The organism is Pseudomonas sp. B21-056 (genome assembly GCF_026016325.1).
Taxonomy (GTDB): domain Bacteria; phylum Pseudomonadota; class Gammaproteobacteria; order Pseudomonadales; family Pseudomonadaceae; genus Aquipseudomonas.
The window spans coordinates 3,350,450-3,371,380 of record NZ_CP087203.1 but is presented as its reverse complement, the minus strand read 5'-3'; the positions used below and the strand labels follow the sequence as shown (position 1 = coordinate 3,371,380).

Annotated in this window: 15 protein-coding genes; 12 read left to right on the top strand and 3 right to left on the bottom strand. The window is 61.4% G+C overall.

Annotated features, from left to right (window positions below):
* Positions 1–553: 553 nt before the first annotated feature.
* The gene (locus LOY67_RS14250) at positions 554–1,468 is read right to left on the bottom strand and encodes a LysR family transcriptional regulator (protein WP_265063094.1); all 915 of its coding nucleotides are present in this window, start codon (positions 1,466–1,468) and stop codon (positions 554–556) included.
* A gap of 256 nt (positions 1,469–1,724) precedes the next feature.
* Here LOY67_RS14250 and LOY67_RS14245 point away from each other — a divergent pair, with 256 nt between their 5' ends.
* The 6 genes from LOY67_RS14245 to LOY67_RS14220 all read left to right on the top strand — a co-directional run bounded on the left by LOY67_RS14245 (position 1,725) and on the right by LOY67_RS14220 (position 10,801).
* Entirely contained in the window at positions 1,725–2,750 is a 1,026-nt protein-coding gene (locus LOY67_RS14245) for a zinc-dependent alcohol dehydrogenase family protein (protein ID WP_265063093.1), read from the top strand.
* Between the two features lie 242 nt (positions 2,751–2,992).
* Positions 2,993–3,277 (top strand): hypothetical protein, encoded by a 285-nt coding sequence (locus tag LOY67_RS14240; RefSeq protein ID WP_265063092.1) that lies wholly within the window; start codon positions 2,993–2,995, stop codon positions 3,275–3,277.
* A 130-nt stretch (positions 3,278–3,407) separates the two neighbouring features.
* A complete protein-coding gene (locus LOY67_RS14235) occupies positions 3,408–4,895 on the top strand; it encodes a hypothetical protein (protein WP_265063091.1) in 1,488 nt (495 codons plus the stop codon).
* Positions 4,896–4,991: 96 nt separating this feature from the next.
* On the top strand, positions 4,992–6,389 hold the full coding sequence (locus LOY67_RS14230; RefSeq protein WP_265063090.1) for a PLP-dependent aminotransferase family protein: 1,398 nt from the start codon (positions 4,992–4,994) through the stop codon (positions 6,387–6,389).
* Between the two features lie 90 nt (positions 6,390–6,479).
* Complete coding sequence (gene pgm / locus LOY67_RS14225; RefSeq protein WP_265063089.1) at positions 6,480–8,123, top strand: phosphoglucomutase (alpha-D-glucose-1,6-bisphosphate-dependent); 1,644 nt, start codon at positions 6,480–6,482, stop codon at positions 8,121–8,123.
* 209 nt (positions 8,124–8,332) lie between these two features.
* Positions 8,333–10,801: a UvrD-helicase domain-containing protein gene (locus LOY67_RS14220; RefSeq protein WP_265063088.1), complete on the top strand. Its 2,469-nt coding sequence runs from the start codon at positions 8,333–8,335 to the stop codon at positions 10,799–10,801.
* Positions 10,802–11,001: 200 nt separating this feature from the next.
* On the opposite strand, the gene LOY67_RS14215 is transcribed toward LOY67_RS14220, so the two are convergent.
* On the bottom strand, positions 11,002–11,280 hold the full coding sequence (locus LOY67_RS14215; protein ID WP_003201764.1) for a DUF1652 domain-containing protein: 279 nt from the start codon (positions 11,278–11,280) through the stop codon (positions 11,002–11,004).
* 192 nt (positions 11,281–11,472) lie between these two features.
* Entirely contained in the window at positions 11,473–12,936 is a 1,464-nt protein-coding gene (locus LOY67_RS14210) for an MFS transporter (RefSeq protein WP_265063087.1), read from the bottom strand.
* A gap of 131 nt (positions 12,937–13,067) precedes the next feature.
* Between LOY67_RS14210 and LOY67_RS14205 the strand changes: the two genes are divergently transcribed.
* The 6 genes from LOY67_RS14205 to LOY67_RS14180 all read left to right on the top strand — a co-directional run bounded on the left by LOY67_RS14205 (position 13,068) and on the right by LOY67_RS14180 (position 20,923).
* Positions 13,068–13,973, top strand: a complete 906-nt coding sequence (locus LOY67_RS14205) for a LysR family transcriptional regulator (protein ID WP_265063086.1) — start codon at positions 13,068–13,070, stop codon at positions 13,971–13,973.
* A 333-nt stretch (positions 13,974–14,306) separates the two neighbouring features.
* Positions 14,307–15,764, top strand: a complete 1,458-nt coding sequence (locus LOY67_RS14200) for a serralysin family metalloprotease (RefSeq protein WP_265063085.1) — start codon at positions 14,307–14,309, stop codon at positions 15,762–15,764.
* 119 nt (positions 15,765–15,883) lie between these two features.
* On the top strand, positions 15,884–16,306 hold the full coding sequence (locus tag LOY67_RS14195) for a protease inhibitor Inh/omp19 family protein (protein WP_265063084.1): 423 nt from the start codon (positions 15,884–15,886) through the stop codon (positions 16,304–16,306).
* 141 nt (positions 16,307–16,447) lie between these two features.
* Positions 16,448–18,223: a type I secretion system permease/ATPase gene (locus LOY67_RS14190; RefSeq protein ID WP_265063083.1), complete on the top strand. Its 1,776-nt coding sequence runs from the start codon at positions 16,448–16,450 to the stop codon at positions 18,221–18,223.
* A 77-nt stretch (positions 18,224–18,300) separates the two neighbouring features.
* Positions 18,301–19,554: an HlyD family type I secretion periplasmic adaptor subunit gene (locus tag LOY67_RS14185; protein WP_265067765.1), complete on the top strand. Its 1,254-nt coding sequence runs from the start codon at positions 18,301–18,303 to the stop codon at positions 19,552–19,554.
* A gap of 13 nt (positions 19,555–19,567) precedes the next feature.
* Positions 19,568–20,923: a TolC family outer membrane protein gene (locus tag LOY67_RS14180; protein ID WP_265063082.1), complete on the top strand. Its 1,356-nt coding sequence runs from the start codon at positions 19,568–19,570 to the stop codon at positions 20,921–20,923.
* Positions 20,924–20,931 lie beyond the last annotated feature (8 nt).

Sequence of the window (20,931 nt, the reverse complement as noted above, 5' to 3'; positions counted from 1 at the left end):
CCCTGATTCAGTGCGGAGCACGTCGCTGTGTTCGATATTGTAAAGAGGTTGTAAACGTTCGATTTCGGCATACCTGCTCCATCATGGCAATAGCAACACGCGGTGAGTCAAACATTTGCACTCCATGCCATTTGCACTATGCGCACCGTGTGTTTTGGCGGGATGGCTTTATCTGTGCTATCCACAATTGGCAAACGTTCCTGTATCGATGATGAGGGTTTGCGGCCGGGCTTTGTAAAGAGCAGGCGCAGCTTAAGGACATATCTATTGACGGCTCAAAGCTACTATCATTGTCGATCACTCGACTATCCCCGCTTGTTCTCGTGCGGAGGTTCAGCCACTGACTGAGGCGATCGGATAGCGCGGCCGGGGACAGCAGCGAGTGATTTTTCGCGAAGGGACAGTTGGACCTTAGACTGGGGGCATCCTTTTCAAACCATCCAAAGCATGCCCTCAGATGTGCCCCCAGTTTAGCAATTCTCTGGAAGCGAATGGATCTCCATGGCCTATGAAAAGTCAGAAATGATCAGATGAACAGCCCGCCAGACGGCCCCTAAAGACTCTCAGGATCGCCAAAAAACATCTGAATCCGCGACCGCAACCAACGCTCCCCCGGATCGTTATCCTGGGACCCCCGCCAAGCCATATGCAGTTCAAAGCTGCGCACCGGAATCGGCGGATCCTCGGCACGTACACCGCCGGCGGCAGTCAGCGCATCGGCGGTGTAGTCGGGAACCGTGGCGACAATGTCTGTGCCTGCCAGCAGTGTGCTCAGCCCGTTGAACTGCGGCACCGCCAGTACCACATGGCGCTTGCGACCGAGCTTTTCCAGTTCTTCATCGATGAACCCACTCAGGTCGCCGGCGAAGGACACCAGGGCGTGGGGGCGTGCGCAGAACTCATCCAGGGTCAGTTGCCCCGGTGCGGTGTCGGCCCGTAGCACTTTGGGCATGCTGCGGCGCAGGACCTTGCGCTTGGCGTTGGCCGGCAGGTCGTCGGTGTAGCTGACGCCGATGGAGATTTCGCCGGACGCCAGTAAACCAGGCATCAGGATGTAGTTGACCCGGCGTACCACCAGCACAATGCCGGGGGCTTCGGCCCGCAGGCGTTTGAGCAGCATTGGCAGCAGGGCGAATTCGGCGTCGTCCGACAGGCCGATGCGGAACACCGAGGTGCTGGTGGCCGGGTCGAATTCCGCCGCGCGGCTGACCGCCGTGGAAATCGAGTCCAGGGCCGGGGAGAGCAGGGCGAAGATTTCCACCGCCCGGGCCGAAGGCTCCATGCTGCGACCGGTGCGCACGAACAGTGGGTCATCGAACAGGCTGCGCAGGCGCGACAGCGCGGCGCTGATGGCCGGTTGGCCGAGGAACAGCTTCTCGGCGGCGCGGGTCACGCTGCGTTCATGCATCAGTGTTTCGAATACGATCAACAGGTTCAGGTCGACACGACGCAGGTCATTGCGATTCATCTGGGGTCCTGGCAGATTCGGCGAGCTTGACGTGAGCGGCCATATGCGAACAATGACCGGCATGAATCTTACGGGGAAAGGCTGGTACTCTGCACTGGCTAAATGAATTTTTGTAGGATTTGCCCTACGGGGTTGATTGATTTTCTTGCTGCGGAATCAATGACAGGCATGTCGACTATTAATAGCCACTGATGGTCTTGGGTACAAAGCCCGGATAGAGTTCATGGCATTAGAGGTTACTTTGACGAGGTTTGCGATGTCCCGCACGATCCGTTTTCACAAGTTTGGTGGTGCCGAGGTGCTCAAATGCGAAGAGCAGCCGGCGGCTCTTCCTGCGCCAGGAGAAGTGCAGGTCCGTGTCGAAGCGATCGGCATCAGTTGGCATGACACCCTGTGGCGCCAGAACCTGGCGCCGTCCCAGGCCCGCCTGCCTTCCGGCCTGGGCCATGAAATGGCTGGCGTGGTAACGGCCGTCGGCGACGGTGTCGACGATCTGGCCGTGGGCGACAAGGTTGCCAGCTTCCCCGCGCAAAGCGCGAACGACTATCCGGTGTATGGCGAGATCATCGTGCTGCCGCGTACCGCGCTGACCCGCTATCCCGACGTGCTGAGCCCGATCGAAGCCGCAGTGCACTACACGCCGTTGCTGGTCGCCTATTTTGCCTACGTCGACCTGGCACGGGTCAAACCCGGGCAGTTCGCCCTGGTCACCGATGCCAGCCATTGCGCCGGCCCGTCCTTCGTACAGCTCGGCAAGGCGCTGGGTGTGCGGGTGATCGCCGCCACAAAGACCGCTGATGAGCGTGAGTATCTGTTGTCGTTGGGTGCCGAGAAAGTCATCGTCACGGAAGAGCAGGACTTGCTGATGCAAATCAACAAGCTCACCGACAGTCGGGGCGTCGACGTGGTGTTCGACGGCCTGGGCGGACCGCAGATGTCGCTGCTCGGCGATGTCCTGGCCCCACGAGGCAGCCTGGTGCTGTATGGCCTGCAAGGGGGCAACCAGACACCGTTCCCGGCCTGCGCGGCGTTCCAGAAGAACATTCAGTTCTTCGTGCATTGCATCGGCAACTTCACCGGCAAGCCTGAACTGGGCATCATCCAGGACCAGGTGGCGTTGCAGCGGGCACTGCGCGATATCAATCAGCTGACTGCCGACCGTGTCGTGCTGCCACTCAAGACCCGGGTCTTTCCATTCACCGAGTTTGTCGAGGCTCACCGTTACATGGACGAATGTCCTTGCCGTGAGCGTGTTGCCCTTCAGGTTGTCGATCCCGCCTGATGCCTGTCCTGCGCAAGGGTCATCGTCCCTGACTCTTGCGCTGCCCCTGGCCTGATCGGGCCTTCTTTTTCCCTCAGATGTTCCAGCCTCCCCGCGATATTGGAGCGTGTCCGGCTGCCCGTTCACAACGACTCCGCTTCCCTTGCCGGCAACTGAACTGGTTTTTGCCCGCAATCTGTATCTTCTAATCATTATTGAAGTCCTGATAATTGAATGCTGGTTTTCAGCTCAAGGAAGAAGTCATGGCGCAATACATGTTTCCAGAAAGGCTTGATCCTTCAAGGTCTGTTCAAGGTGCTTCAGACGTTAATGGGGGCAAGAGCTTCTATCGACTATCGGAAGAACAGCGCGGGATAAGCGGTCAATTGAAGTTCGGCAAGTTCTTTATTTCTCGTACTCATTGTCTGTGGGACGTTGTCGGAAATCTCCTAGGACCCATCATGATGGGCGTAAGGCTCAATGAATTGGCGGCTTTCAGGCTTTGTCGAAAGGTCTGGCTGTCGACTCCCTACGTATGTATCAAATAATTACGACGAGCAAAGCTCGAGCGTATTGCTAATACTCTTCGCAGTAGTGAAACAAGTCTTCCAGCCGAACACGTCGCGCGATCACGTGGGTGGGTGCGACACTGATATTTGAACTTCCAGGTAAATGGTTATGAGCGCAATTCATGAGCAGGCAATGATTCACGTGTATCAACAGATACTGCAGCGGCTGTTGGGTTTTTATTCCCGTGCGGAGCGTACGGCGTTGCAGCTTTTGATCCAGCGTCTGATCGTCGCCGCTGGTGGCATTGAGCGGATCGGTGAATACCGCGTACTGACGGTCCTCAACGGGAGCCGGGACAGCTTCTACGTGCTGACGGCCCTGAGGGCTGCGCAACTGAGCATCGCCGGGCGGAATCCAGTGACCTTCGACCTGCGTGTGGCCACGCCGCGGTTGAGCGAGACCACCCAGGCGACCCTGGAAAACATCCATCGCTGCTACAGCGCGCTGTTCGTCTATGACGATCCGCGGGTTGAGCTGCTGATGGCGGATAACCGCGAAGTGGTGCCGTTCAACCACAGGCAGCCATTGTCGGTGGCCGGGCATGAGTCCAATCGCATGGACATGCTGGTCCTGGGCCATCTTCGTTCGGTCGACAGTCCTCTGGAGGTCGGCGATGACGGCTACCTGGCCATGGCGGAGTTCTATCGCCACATGGCGCGTTGGGAGTCGGGGGTGGATTCCCTGGTGAGCAGCGATACGCCGCGCCAGCAGAAACAGTTCATGGCGGGCCTGCGGCGTGCGACCCGCAAGATTGGCCTGGGCATCGACACGACCAGCACCTTCGACAATCTTTTTGCGCAGCTCGATACCCTGGGTGACGATCTTTATCGGCATTTCTATGGGCCGCAACGCGTCGGCGCGTGGAAACCCGAGGGCCGTTTCGAGGCATGCCGGCGCGTGGGACACATCGGTATCGATGACCTGATCGTCGATCGCTGCGAAGAAACGAACTGGCTGCTGTTCAGTGAGTTCCTGCGGGTACGGACCGACGATCTCATTGCCTCGGCACCACAGAACGAATACCTGAGTCCGCTGCTGTCGGCTCATTTGCATGGCCTGCAGGCGGCTTGCCTGCAAGGACGCAGCTACGAAGCGGGCTACGGGGACTACGTGCAGCGCGCAATCATGATCATGCACCGCAAGCAACTGCCGGAACATGTCTGCGAACAGGCCCGGGAACTCTTCGGCCCGCCTTCGGCCATTGCGGAGCGCCGCGCCCAGGCCACCGCCGAAGCGCAAGCGACCTTGGGACTCAACGAGGCCCAATTGGTGTGCATGCTGTTTGCGCCCTTTGTCGAGAGAGGCGCGGGGCTGGAACATTTCCTGCGTTGTTGCCACCCCGGCATGCTGGTGGCGATGCCGGATCTGCACAAGGCCATGCAGGGCGCGACGGTCGCCGATCAGGTGGCGCAGTGGATGGTCGACGTCAGCGGTCTGTCGATCGACATGCTCGGCAGGCTCTATGGGGCGAGCATCGCGCTGTCGGAACAGGAAACCGTGCAGGGAATCGACCTGCAGCAGCCCGTCGACAGCGCCGACACCGAAGTGCCCGTGTTGGGTGGCGATGGCCTGCGCGAAGGCTCGGCCAGATATTGAGGGGTGCGGTTTGACGGCTTCACCCTCTCTGCATCCGGCCGCCGCTGCTGATGTTGCGCTGCGGTCGGTCTTGGCCCACCCAACGGGCCTGAAGCCATGAAGGGCTCGCGGGAAACAGATTTCGCCTACCAGGCGGTCTATCGCTACCTGACGGCCCTGATCAGCGAGCTGGGTAGCGATGCCCGGGTGCGACTGCCGTCGCTGCGGCAGTTGGCCGACCGTCTGAACGTGTCGATCTCTACTATCCAGTACGCCTATTCGCTGCTGGAAAAGGAGGGGCGGGTCTACTCGATCGCCAAGTCCGGTTACTACGCAATGCCGGTGCCCAGTGTGATCACCCTGGGCGGCGGTGACGATCTGCTCGAGACGCTCTACGTCAACACCCGGCGGCCGGGCATGCTGGTGCTCAGCGCGGACGAGCCGGCGTCGATGCAGCCCCTGGACAGCCCGCTGTTGCTGCTCGAGCGCGAACTGCTGCGCCAGTATCCACGCGCCTCCCAGATGCCTTCGCAACCTTGGGGCGAGCTGGAACTGCGCGCGGCCCTGGCGGCCCGTTACACCTCTTCACCGGCACGTTGCTGGAAGGCCGACGACGTGTACATCGGTGCCGATCTGCGTGGGGTGCTGGAGATCCTGATCGCCGTGCTGTCGCTCAGGGGCGCCACGGTATTGATCGAGTCGCCCTGCGACTGGACAATCCTGCGCTTGTTGCAAGCGGCCGACGTCAAGGTTATCGAGCTGCCGTTGCTGGCTGACGGCGGAATCAGTCTCGAGCAATTGGAACAGCTCCTGCAGAACGAAACCGTGCGCCTGGTGGTGCTGTCTTCGGTGCTGAGCATGCCGAGGGGAACGCACCTTCCCGAGGGCAACCGCCGGGCTGTAGCGCGTTTGCTGGAGGTGCACGGTACCTGGGTGCTGGAGAACGACAGCTACGCGGACCTGGTATTCGAAACCGGGGTGGTGCCTTTGCGGGACCTGCTCGACCCGGACCGCTTGATCGTCTATTCCACGTTTGAAAAGACCATCGGCCCAGAGGCGCCCTATGGTTATGTGTTGTCGCGTCAACTGACCCTGCAACTGCAGCGGCATTTTCTGCTGCGGGCGTTTCGCCTGTCGCCCATTCGGCAGAAAGCCATCGCGCGTTTATACAGCAATGGCCGGATCGATCAGCATTTGCTGGTACTGCGGCGGTTGTTACGGGAAAGCGCGACGTCGACGACGCAATTGCTGCGGGAGCGGCTGGGGGAAAGCCTGCAATGGGTTGAAGCCCAGGGCGGTGCGACGCTGTGGGTTCGATCGTCGCGCCGGGTGGACCTGCGACAGGTCTTCCAGCGCTTGCTGGCCCAGCGCATCGTCATCGCCCCTGGCGAGCTGTTCAGTATCCAGGGGTTTTATACCCAGCATCTGCGCCTGACGCATGCCTTGAGTGGTGTGGGTGACCTCGACGCCGCGCTCTACGCGTTGGCCGATGCATTGAGGCTTGAGCAGTCCTGAGAAGGGCGATGGATCGAACCCATCGCGCCACGGTCGAACTGTCAGTAAACTGCATCCCATTTCCCACGCCACTCCATCCAGAGGTTTTGCATGACAGTCAGTCCATTTGCGGGCAAGCCGGCACCGGCAGAGTTGTTGATCGATATCCCGCGACTGGTGACGGCCTACTATACCGGCCGGCCCGATGCCTCGGTTGCGACCCAGCGTGTGGCGTTCGGCACCTCCGGTCACCGTGGCAGCTCCTTCGACCTGGGGTTCAACGAATGGCACGTTCTGGCTATCAGCCAGGCCGTCTGCCTGTACCGTGAAGCCCAGGGAATCAATGGCCCGTTGTTCGTCGGCATCGACACCCATGCACTCTCTACCCCTGCCGGTGCCAGCGCACTGGAGGTGCTGGCCGCCAACGGCGTCACCGTGATGATCGCCGAAGGCGATGAATACACCCCGACGCCGGCGGTTTCCCATGCGATCCTCTGCTACAACCGGGGCCGTACCACGGGCCTGGCGGACGGCATTGTCATCACGCCGTCCCATAACCCGCCGCAGAGTGGCGGCTACAAGTACAACCCCACCAACGGTGGTCCGGCCGATACCCATATCACCAAGTGGATTGAAGCCAAGGCCAACGAACTGCTGGCCAACCAGTTGGCCGGTGTCAAGCGCATCAGCTACGAGCAGGCCCTGAAGGCCGAGACCACGCACCGTTACGATTACCTCAACACCTACGTGGCGGACCTGGTCAATGTCATCGATTTCGAGGCCATCCGCACCGCCGGGTTGCGTCTGGGCGTCGATCCGCTGGGTGGAGCAGGGGTGCGCTACTGGCCGGCCATTGCCGAGCATTACCGCCTGGACCTGGACGTGGTTAATACCCAGGTGGATCCGACGTTCCGCTTCATGACGGTCGACTGGGACGGGCAGATCCGCATGGACCCTTCGTCCAGCCATGCCATGCAAGGGCTGATCGGCCTGAAGGAGCGTTTCGACGTGGCCTTCGCCTGCGACCCGGATCACGACCGCCATGGCATCGTGACGCCGTCCGGCGGCCTGCTGGCACCGAACAACTACCTGGCGGTGTCCATCGATTACCTGTTCCAGAACCGTCCGCAATGGCGCGCCGATGCCGGTGTCGGCAAGACGGTGGTCAGCAGCGGGCTGATCGATCGCGTGGCCAGGCGCCTGGGTCGTCGTCTCTATGAAGTGCCGGTAGGCTTCAAGTGGTTTGCCGACGGTCTGTTCGACGGCTCCCTGGGCTTTGGTGGCGAGGAAAGCGCCGGTGCTTCGTTCCTGCGCAAGGACGGCGGCGTGTGGAGCACCGACAAAGACGGCCTGATCCCGGCGTTGCTGGCGGCTGAAATGACCGCCCGCACCGGTCGCGACCCAAGCCAGGCCTACCGCGCCCTGACGGACGAATTGGGCGAGCCGTTCTCGGTGCGTGTCGATGCGAAGGCCACGCCGCAGCAGAAGGCGTTGCTGAGCAAGCTGTCACCGGATCAGGTCGCGTCCACTCAACTGGCCGGGGAGCCGATCCAGAGCATCCTCAGCCACGCGCCAGGCAACGACCAGGCTATCGGCGGCCTGAAAGTGATGACCGAAAACGGCTGGTTCGCGGCACGTCCGTCCGGCACCGAGGACATCTACAAGATCTACGCTGAAAGCTTCATTGGCGACGAGCACCTCAAGCAGTTGGTGAGCGAGGCGCAGACGCTGGTGGATGGCGCTATTTCCGTGTAGGAGCTGTCGAGCGGAGCGAGGCTGCGATCTTTTAGGACTCAAGCGGCAGTGGAAAGATCGCAGCCTCGTTGCACTCGTCAGCTCCTACACTAATGAGATTGACCTTTCACTTCATCGCCTAACCCCATGACTTACAAGCTTTTGGGTGGCACTCCTCGGCAAATCCAGACACCATAGGCCATGGTTCTGAACACCCGGAGTCCCAAAGCGTGCCGCAACACTCTCCCGATCTTCCCCCCGAACTGCTGCCCCTGGCGCAAATGCCGCTGCTCAAACGCCTGGCTGCGCGTTTCTTCGGCCATGGCCTGACACGTCTGCGTGCCCAGCACCGGGCGTCCTGGTTGCACGGACAGGCCGATGGCTTTCGCAGCGGGCATACCGCCGGTTTCGATTATGGCTATAAGGAGGGCAAGACCGAGGGTTTGGAAGAGGGGCGTCAGGTCCTGCTGATCCGCGACTCCCGCAGTACGGAACACCCGGCTCCCAAGGTCGATGACCTGTTGTTCGACGACTGGCGCCTGCCCTTGACCCCCGAACTGAAGAAGCGCGTGAAGGCGGACGTCGCCCGCTTGCTGCCGCCCCATGCACAGCCCAGCGCCGCGCAGTGGAAGATGATCTTCAGTGATACTCCCTCTACCTCGGTGATCGCTGGGGCAGGTGCGGGCAAATCCACCACCCTGGTACTGCGCATCGTGCTGCTGTCCCACTACCTGGGTTTCGAGCTGGACTCGATGACCGTGGTGACGTTTACCCGGGAGTCACGCAAGGACTTCATCCAGAAGCTGATCGAGGTCTTTGCCTTGTGGGGGCGAGCGGTCAGCCCCAAGGAAGCTCGCGACCTGGTGCGCACCTTCCATTCACGTATCTTGCCCATGGTCCGCAGCCTGCCGGGATTCGAGCGGCTCCAGGCCTTTGAAACCCTGAGCCATCGCACGGGGCCAGGTGATGACGACGCCGACGGCAATCCCTTCGACTTGCGTATCAACGACGCTCAGCGCCAGCAACTCAACGCCTGTTATCACCGTCTCTACCAGCGCGACGAGCGTTTCCGGGAGCTGATCAAGCCGCTGTCCCGGCACGCTTTCCAGCTCAAGGAGCTGGAGCGCGATCACCCTGATGTGCAAAAGCGTGTTGCCGTGACCGAATTGGCTGCCCAGCGCGACGAAGAACTGTGCGATGCCATCGAAGACTTGTGGTTTCGCGCTGGTGCGTGGCCCATCAAGGGCGTCGAACCCAAGCGCCAGACGTTCGAGATCAACGGTTCAAAGTTCCATTGCCATGGCTACGTCCCATCCCTGGATGCCTGGGTCATGTTGGGCTTTGACTCGCGGGAAGATGCGCGGATCAGTCGTCCGGGCGCTCGGCTGAGTCTCCGTGCGGAATGGGCGGTCAAGCGCACTCTGTTTCAAGCTTTCTGTCGTAAGCCATTGATATGGATAGAAAGCTATGAATCCTCGAAGCGTCTTCTTGCCTCGCTCGCTGGGGATGCCAGCGCCGGGCCTGGCTTTGATTACAAGGTCAAGGGGGAGCTGGGTTCGGCGCCGCTGCTGGATTGTTTCGTCGCCGCCGCCGGCTTTATCGAGAACCTGGGCCTGGATGTCCCGGATGCCGTGGGGCGGATGAGTTTCGCCCAGGATGACCCGGACCGGTATTTTTTCGAGGCGCTGAGCCGCTATTGGCGGGCGTTTGAAGACCATCTGCTCGACCAGTCGCCTCCCGTCATGACCTACAACCGTATGTTTGCGTTGTTCAGCGAGCATTCGCCGGAAAACTTCAAATTGCTGGGCGATGCGCTTCTCAGGCCCTTGTCACATCTGATGATTGACGAGTTCCAGGACGTTTCTCCGCAGATCGTCTCCTGGCTTCGCGCAAGCCTGCGTGAAGTACGCCGCCGAGGCCCCGCCATGCACATCGGGCGCGGTGCGCAACACTCTTCCTTGCTGTGTGTCGGCGACGATTGGCAGTCGATCTATGGCTGGCGCGGCAGTTCACCGAGCTACTTCATGGCGTTCACCCAGCAATTCCCGTCGCCGGCCAATACCCGGGTGATGCTCACCGACAACTACCGCAGCCATCAGCACATCATCGATGCGGCCGAGCATATTGTCCGAGCAGCGGCTGCCATCCCCGGCAAGAAAGCCAAGGCCAGCGGCAAATCCTCCTTGCTGAACCCGGTCAATGTGCTGGATCGGGACGATGAGGGCCTGGCCCGCCGGCTGGATGAGCATTATCGCAAGGGCGATTCGATCTTGATGCTGTATCGAAAAAGTAGCGATAAGTCATTGATAGAGAAACATATTCAATCAACAGTTAATGTGGATTCTAGCTTGCCGTATGAGGCGCGGCGCCTGAGGCAGATGACCTTTCACAGCGCCAAGGGGCTCCAGGCTGACGCGGTGTTTTTGTTGGGCGACTGCCAGCACCTGACCCGCTCACCCTACAAGAATCAGGTCTATCGGATGGCCGGGCTGGGCCAGGACGGTGATGCCGAGCCATACGACACGGCGCAAAGGGACGAGATCCTGCGCCTGGCCTACGTGGGCATCACCCGTGCGGTGCAGCATTGCTACTGGTACGTCGACGAGCCGGACAGCCAGGCCGCCAATGCGCCCAAGGCTTCGGACCGTATCGGGACGGGCAAGGCATTCTTTGCGGACCATCGCCGTGCCCGCAGTTGAGGTGGGGCGGTAGCTCATTCAGCGTTGCCTGGAGGATCGCCATCGCGAGCAGGCTCGCTCCCACAGGGTTGCGGGGTGACTGCGGCATCTGCATCACCAAAAAACCTTGTGGGAGCGAGCCTGCTCGCGATGGCGGCGTAACGGCTGGCCCAGGCCCTTCAGACACCCACAAAAAAGCCCACAAACGTGGGCTTTTTTACTCAGGAGGCGAATCGCCTCAAACCAACCGGTGGTACGAAGGCTTCCAGCTCGGCTTCCACCGCTTCGATTATTCGCTCCACATCAGGGGCGTTCATCACGGTCGCGCAGGGAATGCCTGCAATCGCGATCATGGTTTCGCCGCTGGCACGGTCGAACAACCGGGCGACCATGCTGCCCGGTGCATCCATGCTGGCCTCGAAGCCCATTGGATGGAAATGCCAGCGCATCAGCTGGCAAGCGTTGGGAAACGTAACCTTGCTGAACGATCCTTTATTCATCTGTTGCCCACCTTCTTCATCAAGCGCTTCCGTTTGCTCTTGTCAGGAAGGAAGAGCCTTCATGGCTCTACCAGTGAGAACTAAAAATAGCACCTGATAATGAAAGTCATGTGGCTTTTTTCAGTCCGTTTTGCGATTGGTTCACTTTTTTTGATCTGCATCATGACTTAAAGGACAGGGCTCAGAATGCCATCACCCTCTGCCCGAGGACGGCTGATGATCGCTCAACGGCTCTGGCGCGCCCCATTGCAGGGCGACGAGCAGTGCCAGGACGACCAATGACAAAGCGGCGAAAAAGGTGAGATGCAGGCCGTTCGCGACCTCTTCAGGCGTGGCTGCGGTAATGCCGCTCGTCGGTAATGCTGCTGCGAATACCGCACCGAGTACCGATGCCCCGGTAAAGAAGCCCAGGTTGCGCGACAGGTTGAGCAACCCGGCAACGACACCGCGCTTCTGCGCCGGGACATCCGCCATCACCGCCGTGTTGTTGGCCGTCTGGAACAGCGCATAGCCCAGCGTGGTGACTACGATGGCCATGACATAACCGCCCGTGCCCAACGCGGATGACAACAGCGCCAGCATCACGCAACCGAGCACCATGGTTGCCAACCCGACAAGCCGCATGGGCCGCACGCCGAACCGATCGACAAGACGCCCGGCAGGCACGCCGGTCAACGCGGCGACGCAGGGGCCGACGGCCAAGACCAATCCCACCAGCGGGGCCGCCAACCCAAGGCTGATGGACAGGTAGAAAGGCCCCACCAGCAACGTCGCCATCATCACCGTTGCAACCAATGCACTCGTCGCCAGGCCTGAAACCAGCAACCGGTCGCGGAACAACGCCAGGGGGATCAGCGGCGACGCCAGCCGGCGCTGGGCCAGCACAAACAGGCCGCCGCCAAGGACCGCCATCAACAGCAAGGCGATATTGATTGCGCCAAAATGGCCGCGCCCCAGGGTCATCGCCAGTGCATAAGCGCCCAGTGCGGCCGCCAGCAGTAGCGTGCCCGTGATATCGAAGCCGGTTTTTCCGGCGCTCGTCTCCGGCCGATGGCTGGGCAAGGAGCGCCAGGCCAACAGCCACGTCAGCAGCCCGAGGGGCACATTGATCAGAAAGATGGCCTGCCAACCGAATACGCTGACCAACGTACCGCCTAACGAGGGGCCAAGAGCGGTGCCCACCGCGGACAGTGTTGCCAGCAAGCCCATGGCGCGGCCGGTTCGGTCCTTGTCGACCGTTTCACCGACCAGGGCCAGGGTCAGCGTCATCATCACCGCCGCTCCCAGGCCTTGCAGCGTGCGGCCTGCAATCAACAGCCCAAGGGAAGGGGCGAGCCCGCAGAGGATGGACGCCAGGGTGAACAACAGAATCCCGGCCAGCAGCAGTGGCCGGCGTCCCAGCAGATCACCCAGGCGCCCGACGCTGACAATCAGCGTGGAGATCGCCAGCAAATAAGCCAGCACCACCCACTGGACCGCTTGGAACGAGGCGCCGAACGCTTCGGCCAAGGCGGGCAGGCCGACCGTGGCGACGCTGGTGCCCAGCGAGGCGAGCAAGGTTGCCAGCGCCAGGCTGGTCAACGCCCAGCGTGCCGAAGAGGCCTGGGGAGCGCCGCTCATGTCTGGCAGGGATTGTTCCGTATTGACGGGTTTCATTCTGTTCTCCTTCTGCGACTCGCAAAAAACCGGGCTGTCAGAACGTTACGCCCGGGCATAACATGGCGGAAGACGCAGCATTTGCACTTTATAGCTGCGTATGACGCCATCTATTAAGTCCGAGGCTGACCATGTCGATCCCCGACCTCAACCTGTTGATCACCCTTGACGTGCTGCTGGCCGAAGGCAGTGTCGCCCGGGCCGCTCAGCGGCTGCGGCTCAGCCCTTCGGCGATGAGCCGGGCATTGGCGCGGTTGCGCGATACCCTGGGTGACCCGCTGCTGGTGCGGGCCGGGCGGGGGCTGGTTCCCACTCCCCGTGCCTTGGAGCTGCGTGAGCAGGTCAGCCAGCTGGTGCAGGACGCCCAGACGGTGCTGCGCCCGGTCCAGGCCCCGGACCTGCGACGGTTGAGTCGGACCTTTACGCTGCGCAGCCGGGAAGGGTTCGTGGAAAACTTCGGGGTCGACCTGATCGCCCGGATAAGTGAGCAGGCCCCCGGTGTCCGACTGCGTTTCGTCGACAAGGCCGACAAGGACAGTACGGCACTGCGCGAGGGCACCGTGGACCTGGAAACCGCTGTAGTGGACAAGGACACTCGTCCGGAGCTGCGCACCCAGGCCTTGTTCGTCGACCGTTTCATCGGCGTGGTACGCCAGGGTCACCCACTGCTCCAGGCCGAGCTGACTGCCGCCGCTTATGCCGCGGGCGGGCACATCGGCGTCTCCTTGCGCGACCTCGACCACGGTCCCATCGACCGGGCATTGGAACCCTTGGACCTGACGCGAGAGATCATCACCACCGTCCCGGGGTTTTCCACGGCGCTGGGGCTCGCGCGCTCCAGTGACCTGATCGCCAGCGTGCCCGAACGCTACACCACCCGCCTGCGTGCCGGCCTGCACAGCTTTGCACTGCCGTTTTCGGTGCCGGCGTTCACGATTGCCATGCTCTGGCACCCGCGAATGGATGCCGATCCGGTGCACCGTTGGCTGCGAGGCTGTTTGCGCGAGGTTTGTGGGCGGAAAACCGGAGGCAACTAGTTGATATTAATTAATAGCATTTCGCTGGCACTTAGTTGCTGAAAGTGTGATGCGGGACATAGGGATTGTCTTGGCGATATTTAATATTTAAATAGGGTTTTGTCCGACAATTTTTGCTCTTGTTGCTGGGTCGCCTGTATTAACGGGGCAATCGCCCATTGTCAGCACGCGCTGTCGGAGTTGCCGTTCATTAGTCTCGAAAAAATCGCTAGACGTTTGATTTCGAATTGTGTCAGTTTCCTTGCGTCCTCAATTGGGCGAGTGATAGGACGATCTCGCCAGAGATTGTCTGTCTGACAAAAACTGTTCCATTGCAAACAAGGAAGTGTGTTTATGTCGAAAGTCAAAACCAGCGCTATCGATTCTGCTGAGCAACTTCTCTGGGCCCCGCAATCATTGGCCGCACCCAGTAATGCGTTCAACCAGATCAATAGTTTCAGCCACCAATACGACCGTGGCGGCAACCTCACCGTCAACGGCAAACCCTCGTACTCGGTGGACGAAGCGGCTACTCAATTGCTGCGCGACGGCGCGGCGTACCAGGACCGGGACGGCAGCGGCAAGATCGAGCTGACCTATACCTTCCTCACCTCCGCGTCCTCGAGCACCATGAACAAGCACGGGATCAGCGGTTTCAGTCAGTTCAGTACACAGCAGAAGGGCCAGGCAGTGCTGGCCATGCAGTCCTGGGCCGACGTGGCCAATGTCACCTTCGCCGAGAAGAGCAGCGGTGGTGACGGGCACATGACCTTCGGCAACTACAGCGGCGGCCAGGACGGCGCGGCGGCGTTCGCCTACCTGCCGGGGACCGGCGCCGGGTACGACGGGACGTCCTGGTACTTGATCAACAGCAGCTACACCCAGAACAAGAATCCGGACCTGAACAACTATGGTCGCCAGACCCTGACCCACGAAATCGGTCACACCCTGGGCCTGGCGCACCCCGGCGACTACAACGCCGGCGAAGGCAGCCCGACCTACGATGACGCCACCTACGGCCAGGACACCCGCGGCTACAGCGTCATGAGCTACTGGAGTGAAAGCAACACCAGCCAGAACTTCAGCAAGGGCGGCGTCGAAGCCTATGCCTCGGGGCCGTTGATGGACGATATCGCGGCGATCCAGAAGCTCTACGGTGCCAACACCAGCACCCGTACCGGTGACACCACCTACGGCTTCAACTCCAACGCCGGCCGCGACTTCCTCAGTGCGTCTTCCTCGTCGGACAAGGTGGTGTTCTCGGTCTGGGATGCGGGCGGTCGCGATACCCTGGACTTCTCCGGTTTCACCCAGAACCAGAAAATCAACCTCAATGACGCCTCGTTCTCTGACGTTGGCGGCATGGTGGGCAACGTGTCCATCGCCCAGGGCGCCACCATCGAAAATGCCATCGGCGGGTCGGGCAGCGACTTGCTGATCGGCAACGAAGTGGCCAACGAGCTCAAGGGTGGCGCCGGCAATGACATCCTCTGGGGCGCCGGCGGTGCGGACAAACTGTCGGGCGGTTCGGGTTCCGACACGTTCGTGTTCGCTGCCAGCTCCGACTCACGGCCGGGCGCCACGGACCAGATCCTCGATTTCGTCAGCGGCCTGGACAAGATCGACCTGACCGGTATCACCAAAGGCGCCGGCTTGCACTTCGTAAGCGCGTTCACGGGCGCGGCGGGCGATGCGGTGCTGTCGACATCGGGTGGCAACAGCCTGCTGTCGGTGGATTTCTCCGGGCATGGCGTGGCCGATTTCCTGGTCAGTACCGTCGGCCAGGCAGCGGTTTCGGACATCGTGGCCTGATACCTGCGTGACGCATTGTGGCGAGGGGGTTCCCGCCGGTAACGGGGCTGCTTTGCAACCCAGCGGGAGCAAGCTCCCTCGCCACGATGCATTCCAATTTTTATGAGCGAGTAGACACTATGCACCGCAGTCTTCCGGCAACCGCCTGGTTACTCGCTACGCTGATGTTGTTTTCTGGAGAAGTCGCCATGGCGCGCAGCCTGTTGTTAGCAGAACCTTCGCAGTTGGCCGGGCAGTGGCGGGCCGTTTTGGCAGGCCCCCAGGACGCTGCGCAGACCCAGGCATTGCAGGACAAACCGTCCAATGTCTGCGTCATCGAGCTTAAGGCCGACCAGACCGTGGGCGGGCAAACCGCTTGCCTCGGCCACTGGCTCGGGGATGAGCCGGTGCATTGGTTTCCTGAGCCCGACGGTCTTTCGCTGCTTGGCAAGCAAGAGGCCAGGGTTCATTTGGGGCTACGTCAGGGCCAACATTATCAAGTCAAGTTGAAGTCAGGATTGAGTGTTACGCTCGAGCGCAATATTCAAGAGAACGCGCGTTAACAGTCTGAGCCTGTTTACCAATAATCCAGACGCGCTTGTTCAATAAAGCGCGCACTTTGGTGTGGACAGGCGTAACTATAAAAGATTGGCAAGTTCAAGTGTTTGCCAACTCCGTGGCGAAGCCAACAGCAGGGAAGAATGATGAAGATGGCAAAGATCACCGCCACGGTGCCGTTGTTCAAGGCACTGGGCGATTATAAGAATATCCTGCTCAGTGTCGGTTGTTTTACCGCACTGATTAATGTCCTGATGCTTGCACCTTCAATCTACATGCTCCAGGTGTACGACCGGGGACTGTCATCGCAAAACGAAACCACCCTGGTGATGTTGTCGTTGATGGTGGTGGGGTTCTTTGTGTTCATCGGGCTGCTGGAAATGGTGCGCAGTTTCATTGTTATCCGCATCGGCAGCCAATTGGAAAGGCGTTTCAACCTCCAGGTCTACAAAGCCGCGTTCGAGCGCAACCTGCTCCAGGGCGAAGGCAACGCCGGGCAGTCCCTGGGCGACCTGACCCATCTGCGCCAGTTCGTCACCGGGCCGGCGCTGTTCGCGTTCTTCGATGCGCCCTGGTTCCCGGTCTATCTGCTGGTGATCTATCTGTTCAACGTCTGGCTGGGGGTGTTCGCCAGCGTCGGCACGCTGCTGCTTATCGGGCTGGCGTGCCTGAACGAAGCCATGACCCGCAAACCCTTGGCGCAGGCCAGCGGTTACTCGCAACAGTCCAGCCAACTGGCTACCAGCCATTTGCACAACGCCGAATCGATCCAGGCCATGGGCATGCTCGATGCGCTGCGCAACCGCTGGTTTGCCGTGCACTCGCGTTTTCTCGGCCTGCAGAACCAGGCCAGCGACACCGGCGCCGTGATCAGTGCCTTCAGCAAGACCCTGCGCCTGTGCCTGCAATCGCTGGTGCTGGGGCTGGGTGCGCTGCTGGTGATCAAGGGCGACATGAGCGCCGGGATGATGATTGCCGGTTCGATCCTGATGGGCCGGGTGCTGAGCCCCATCGATCAGTTGATTGCCGTGTGGAAACAGTGGAGCGGCGCAAAGCTGGCCTATCGTCGTCTCGATGCGCTGTTGCAGGCCTATCCGCCGCAGGACCAGGCGATGCCATTGCCGCCGCCCAAGGGCCAGGTGAGCTTCGAGCAGGTCAGCGCCGGGCCACCGGGGCAGCGCCAGGCGACGTTGCATCACGTCAGTTTCAGCCTCGGTGCCGGTGAGGTGCTTGGGGTGTTGGGGGCTTCGGGTTCCGGTAAATCCACCTTGGCCCGTGTGCTGGTAGGGGTGTGGCCGACCCTCGGTGGCGCGGTGCGGCTCGACGGGGCGGATATCCATCGCTGGAACCGTGATCAACTCGGCCCGTACATCGGCTATCTGCCCCAGGACATCGAGTTGTTCAGCGGCAGCATCGCCGAGAACATCGCCCGCTTTCGCGAGGCTGATCCGCAAAAGGTCGTCGCTGCCGCGCAGCAGGCCGGCGTGCATGAGCTGATCCTGCGCATGCCCCAGGGCTATGACACGGTCTTGGGGGAGGACGGCTGCGGTTTGTCCGGTGGGCAGAAACAGCGGGTTGCCCTGGCCCGGGCCCTGTACGACCAGCCAAGCCTGGTGGTGCTCGACGAGCCCAATTCCAACCTGGATACCGTCGGCGAGGCGGCGCTGGCCAGCGCCATCGCGCAGATGAAAGCCCAGGGCACCAGCGTCGTGCTGGTGACTCATCGCTCCTCGGCATTGGCCCAGGCCGACAAGCTGCTGGTGCTCAACGAAGGACGGCTACAGGCGTTCGGGCCGAGCCAGGAAGTGCTGCGGGCACTGTCCGGCCAGTCGGAAACCCCGCGGGACAAACCCCAGGCAGCGCCCAACGGGCTGAGCATGAGTCGCCAGTACCAGACCGCCAGCCAACCCGGCAACGCATAAGCAAGGATCGCGACGTGAACTCCGAACACTCTCAACACTCCGAGCGTCCCGAACGTGACGCCCGTTTTTTTACGCGCATGGGCTGGGCCCTGGCGATCCTCGGTGCCGGCAGTTTCTTCACCTGGGCCAGCCTGGCCCCATTGGACCAGGGCATTCCCGTGCAGGGCACGGTGGTGGTTTCCGGCAAGCGCAAGGCCGTGCAATCGATGAGTAGTGGCGTGGTCAGCCGGATCCTGGTGCGTGAAGGCCAAGCGGTGAAGCAAGGCCAGCCGCTGTTTCGCCTGGACCAGACCCAGGCCGCCGCTGATGTGCAATCGCTGCAAGCCCAGTACCGGATGGCCTGGGCCAGCCTGGCGCGCTGGCAAAGCGAACGGGACAACCTCACGCAAGTGAGCTTTCCGGCCGCGTTGAGCCAGGGCCCGGACCCGCGCCTGGCACTGGTGCTCGAAGGCCAGCGGCAGTTGTTCAGCAGCCGCCGCGAAGCCTTCGCCCGGGAGCAGGCCGCGTTGCGCGCCAGCATCGACGGCGCCGCCGCGCAATTGGCAGGGATGCGTCGGGCCCGCGGCGACCTGACTGCCCAGGCCGAGTCCCTGCGCCTGCAACTGGGCAACCTGCAACCTTTGGCGGACAACGGTTACATCCCACGCAACCGCCTGCTGGACTATCAACGGCAGTTGTCCCAGGTGCAGCAGGAACTGGCGCAGAACAGCGGCGAATGCGGCCGGGTGGAGCAGGGGATCATCGAGTCGCGGCTGAAGCTGCAGCAACACAGCGAGGAGTACCAGAAGGAAGTCCGCAGCCAACTGGCCGACGCCCAGCTCAAGAGCGAAACCCTGCAACAGCAGCTCACCTCGGCCGGGTTTGAGCTGCAACACAGTGAGATCCTCGCCACCGCCGATGGCATCGCCGTCAACCTGGGGGTGCACACCGAAGGCGCCGTGGTGCGCCAGGGCGACACTTTGCTGGAGATCGTGCCCCAAGGCACACGGCTGGAGGTGGAAGGGCACCTGCCGGTGAACCTGATCGACAAGGTCGGCATCCATCTGCCGGTGGACATCCTGTTTACCGCCTTCAACCAGAGCCGCACGCCGAGGGTGTCGGGGGAGGTCAGCCTGGTGTCCGCCGACCAGATGATCGATGAAAAAACCGCTACGCCGTACTACGTGCTGCGCAGCAGTGTTGGCGATGCGGCACTGGAAAAACTCAATGGCCTGGTGATCAAGCCCGGGATGCCGGCGGAAATGTTCGTGCGCACCGGTGAGCGCTCGCTGCTCAACTACCTGTTCAAACCGCTGCTCGACCGGGCCGGCTCTGCGTTGACCGAGGAATAAGGATGTCCGGTGTATGAAGTGTTTCTGCGGGTTGGCATTGCTGGCCGTTTCTACTTGCAACAATGCCTGGGCCATGGGGCCGTTCGAATTCTACGAGCAGGCCCTGCGCAATGACCCGGTCTATCTCGGGGCGATCAAGGAGCGCGATGCCGGCCTGGAGAATCGCGCCATCGGCCGGGCCGGGCTGCTGCCGCACCTGGGCTACAGCTACAACAAGGGCCGCAACCAGTCCAAGGTCACTTACCTCAATGATCGCGGCGCCAGCCAGCATGACGATCGCAACTACAGCAGTTACGGCTCCAGCCTGACCCTGCAACAGCCACTGCTGGATTACGAGGCTTACGCGGCCTATCGCAAAGGCGTGGCGCAGGCACTGTTCGCCGATGAAAATTTCCGTGGCAAGAGCCAGGAGCTGCTGGTGCGGGTGCTGAGCCATTACACCCAAGCGCTGTTCGCCCAAGACCAGATCGACATTGCCCAGGCCAAGAAGAAGGCCTTCGAACAGCAGTTCCGCCAGAACGAGCATCTGTTTCGCCAGGGCGAAGGCACCCGCACCGATATCCTCGAGGCCGAGTCGCGCTATGAGCTGGCCACCGCCGAAGAAATCGAAGCGCACAACGAACAGGATGCTTCCCTGCGCGAACTGGGTTCGTTGATAGGCGTCCCCACCCTGGCCATCAACGACCTGGCGCCGTTGAACGAAACCTTCCAGACCTTCGCCTTGCAGCCCGCCGGTTTCGATACGTGGCACGAGCTGGCGGTGAGCAACAACCCCAACCTGGCTTCCCAGCGCCAAGCTGTGGACGTGGCGCGCTATGAGGTGGAGCGCAACCGCGCCGGGCATCTGCCCAAGGTCAGCGCCTACGCGACGATGCGCCAGAACGAGTCGGAAAGCGGCAACACCTACAACCAGCGCTACGACACCAACACCGTTGGCCTGGAAGTCAGCGTGCCCTTGTATGCCGGCGGCGGGGTTTCGGCGTCGACCCGCCAGGCCAGCCGCACCATGGAACAGGCCGAATACGAGCTGGACGCCAAGACCCGCGAAACCCTGATCGAACTACGCCGACAGTTCAGCGCCTGCGTGTCGGGGGTGAACAAGCTACGGGCCTACCAGAAAGCCCTGGCCTCCGCCGAAGCGCTGGTGGTGTCGACCCGGCAAAGCATCCTTGGCGGCGAGCGGGTCAACCTTGACGCGCTCAACGCCGAGCAACAGCTCTACACCACCCGCCGCGACCTCGCCCAGGCCCGCTACGACTACCTCATGGCCTGGGTCAAGTTGCATTACTACGCCGGCACGTTGGGGGAGCAGGACCTGGCGAAGGTGGATGAGGCGTTCGTCACTGATCGTCATGGCATACACCCGTAGGAGCTGTC

Bases quoted from the DNA above. Each gene is read 5' to 3' on its own strand.
- LOY67_RS14200 (WP_265063085.1), top strand. From the start codon at position 14,307: ATGTCGAAAGTCAAAACCAGCGCTATCGATTCTGCTGAGCAACTTCTC.
- LOY67_RS14215 (WP_003201764.1), bottom strand. From the start codon at position 11,280: ATGAATAAAGGATCGTTCAGCAAGGTTACGTTTCCCAACGCTTGCCAG.
- LOY67_RS14210 (WP_265063087.1), bottom strand. From the start codon at position 12,936: ATGAAACCCGTCAATACGGAACAATCCCTGCCAGACATGAGCGGCGCT.
- pgm (WP_265063089.1), top strand. From the start codon at position 6,480: ATGACAGTCAGTCCATTTGCGGGCAAGCCGGCACCGGCAGAGTTGTTG.
- LOY67_RS14250 (WP_265063094.1), bottom strand. From the start codon at position 1,468: ATGAATCGCAATGACCTGCGTCGTGTCGACCTGAACCTGTTGATCGTA.
- LOY67_RS14185 (WP_265067765.1), top strand. From the start codon at position 18,301: ATGGGCTGGGCCCTGGCGATCCTCGGTGCCGGCAGTTTCTTCACCTGG.
- LOY67_RS14180 (WP_265063082.1), top strand. From the start codon at position 19,568: ATGAAGTGTTTCTGCGGGTTGGCATTGCTGGCCGTTTCTACTTGCAAC.
- LOY67_RS14195 (WP_265063084.1), top strand. From the start codon at position 15,884: ATGCACCGCAGTCTTCCGGCAACCGCCTGGTTACTCGCTACGCTGATG.
- LOY67_RS14205 (WP_265063086.1), top strand. From the start codon at position 13,068: ATGTCGATCCCCGACCTCAACCTGTTGATCACCCTTGACGTGCTGCTG.
- LOY67_RS14190 (WP_265063083.1), top strand. From the start codon at position 16,448: ATGAAGATGGCAAAGATCACCGCCACGGTGCCGTTGTTCAAGGCACTG.
- LOY67_RS14240 (WP_265063092.1), top strand. From the start codon at position 2,993: ATGGCGCAATACATGTTTCCAGAAAGGCTTGATCCTTCAAGGTCTGTT.
- LOY67_RS14235 (WP_265063091.1), top strand. From the start codon at position 3,408: ATGAGCGCAATTCATGAGCAGGCAATGATTCACGTGTATCAACAGATA.
- LOY67_RS14245 (WP_265063093.1), top strand. From the start codon at position 1,725: ATGTCCCGCACGATCCGTTTTCACAAGTTTGGTGGTGCCGAGGTGCTC.
- LOY67_RS14230 (WP_265063090.1), top strand. From the start codon at position 4,992: ATGAAGGGCTCGCGGGAAACAGATTTCGCCTACCAGGCGGTCTATCGC.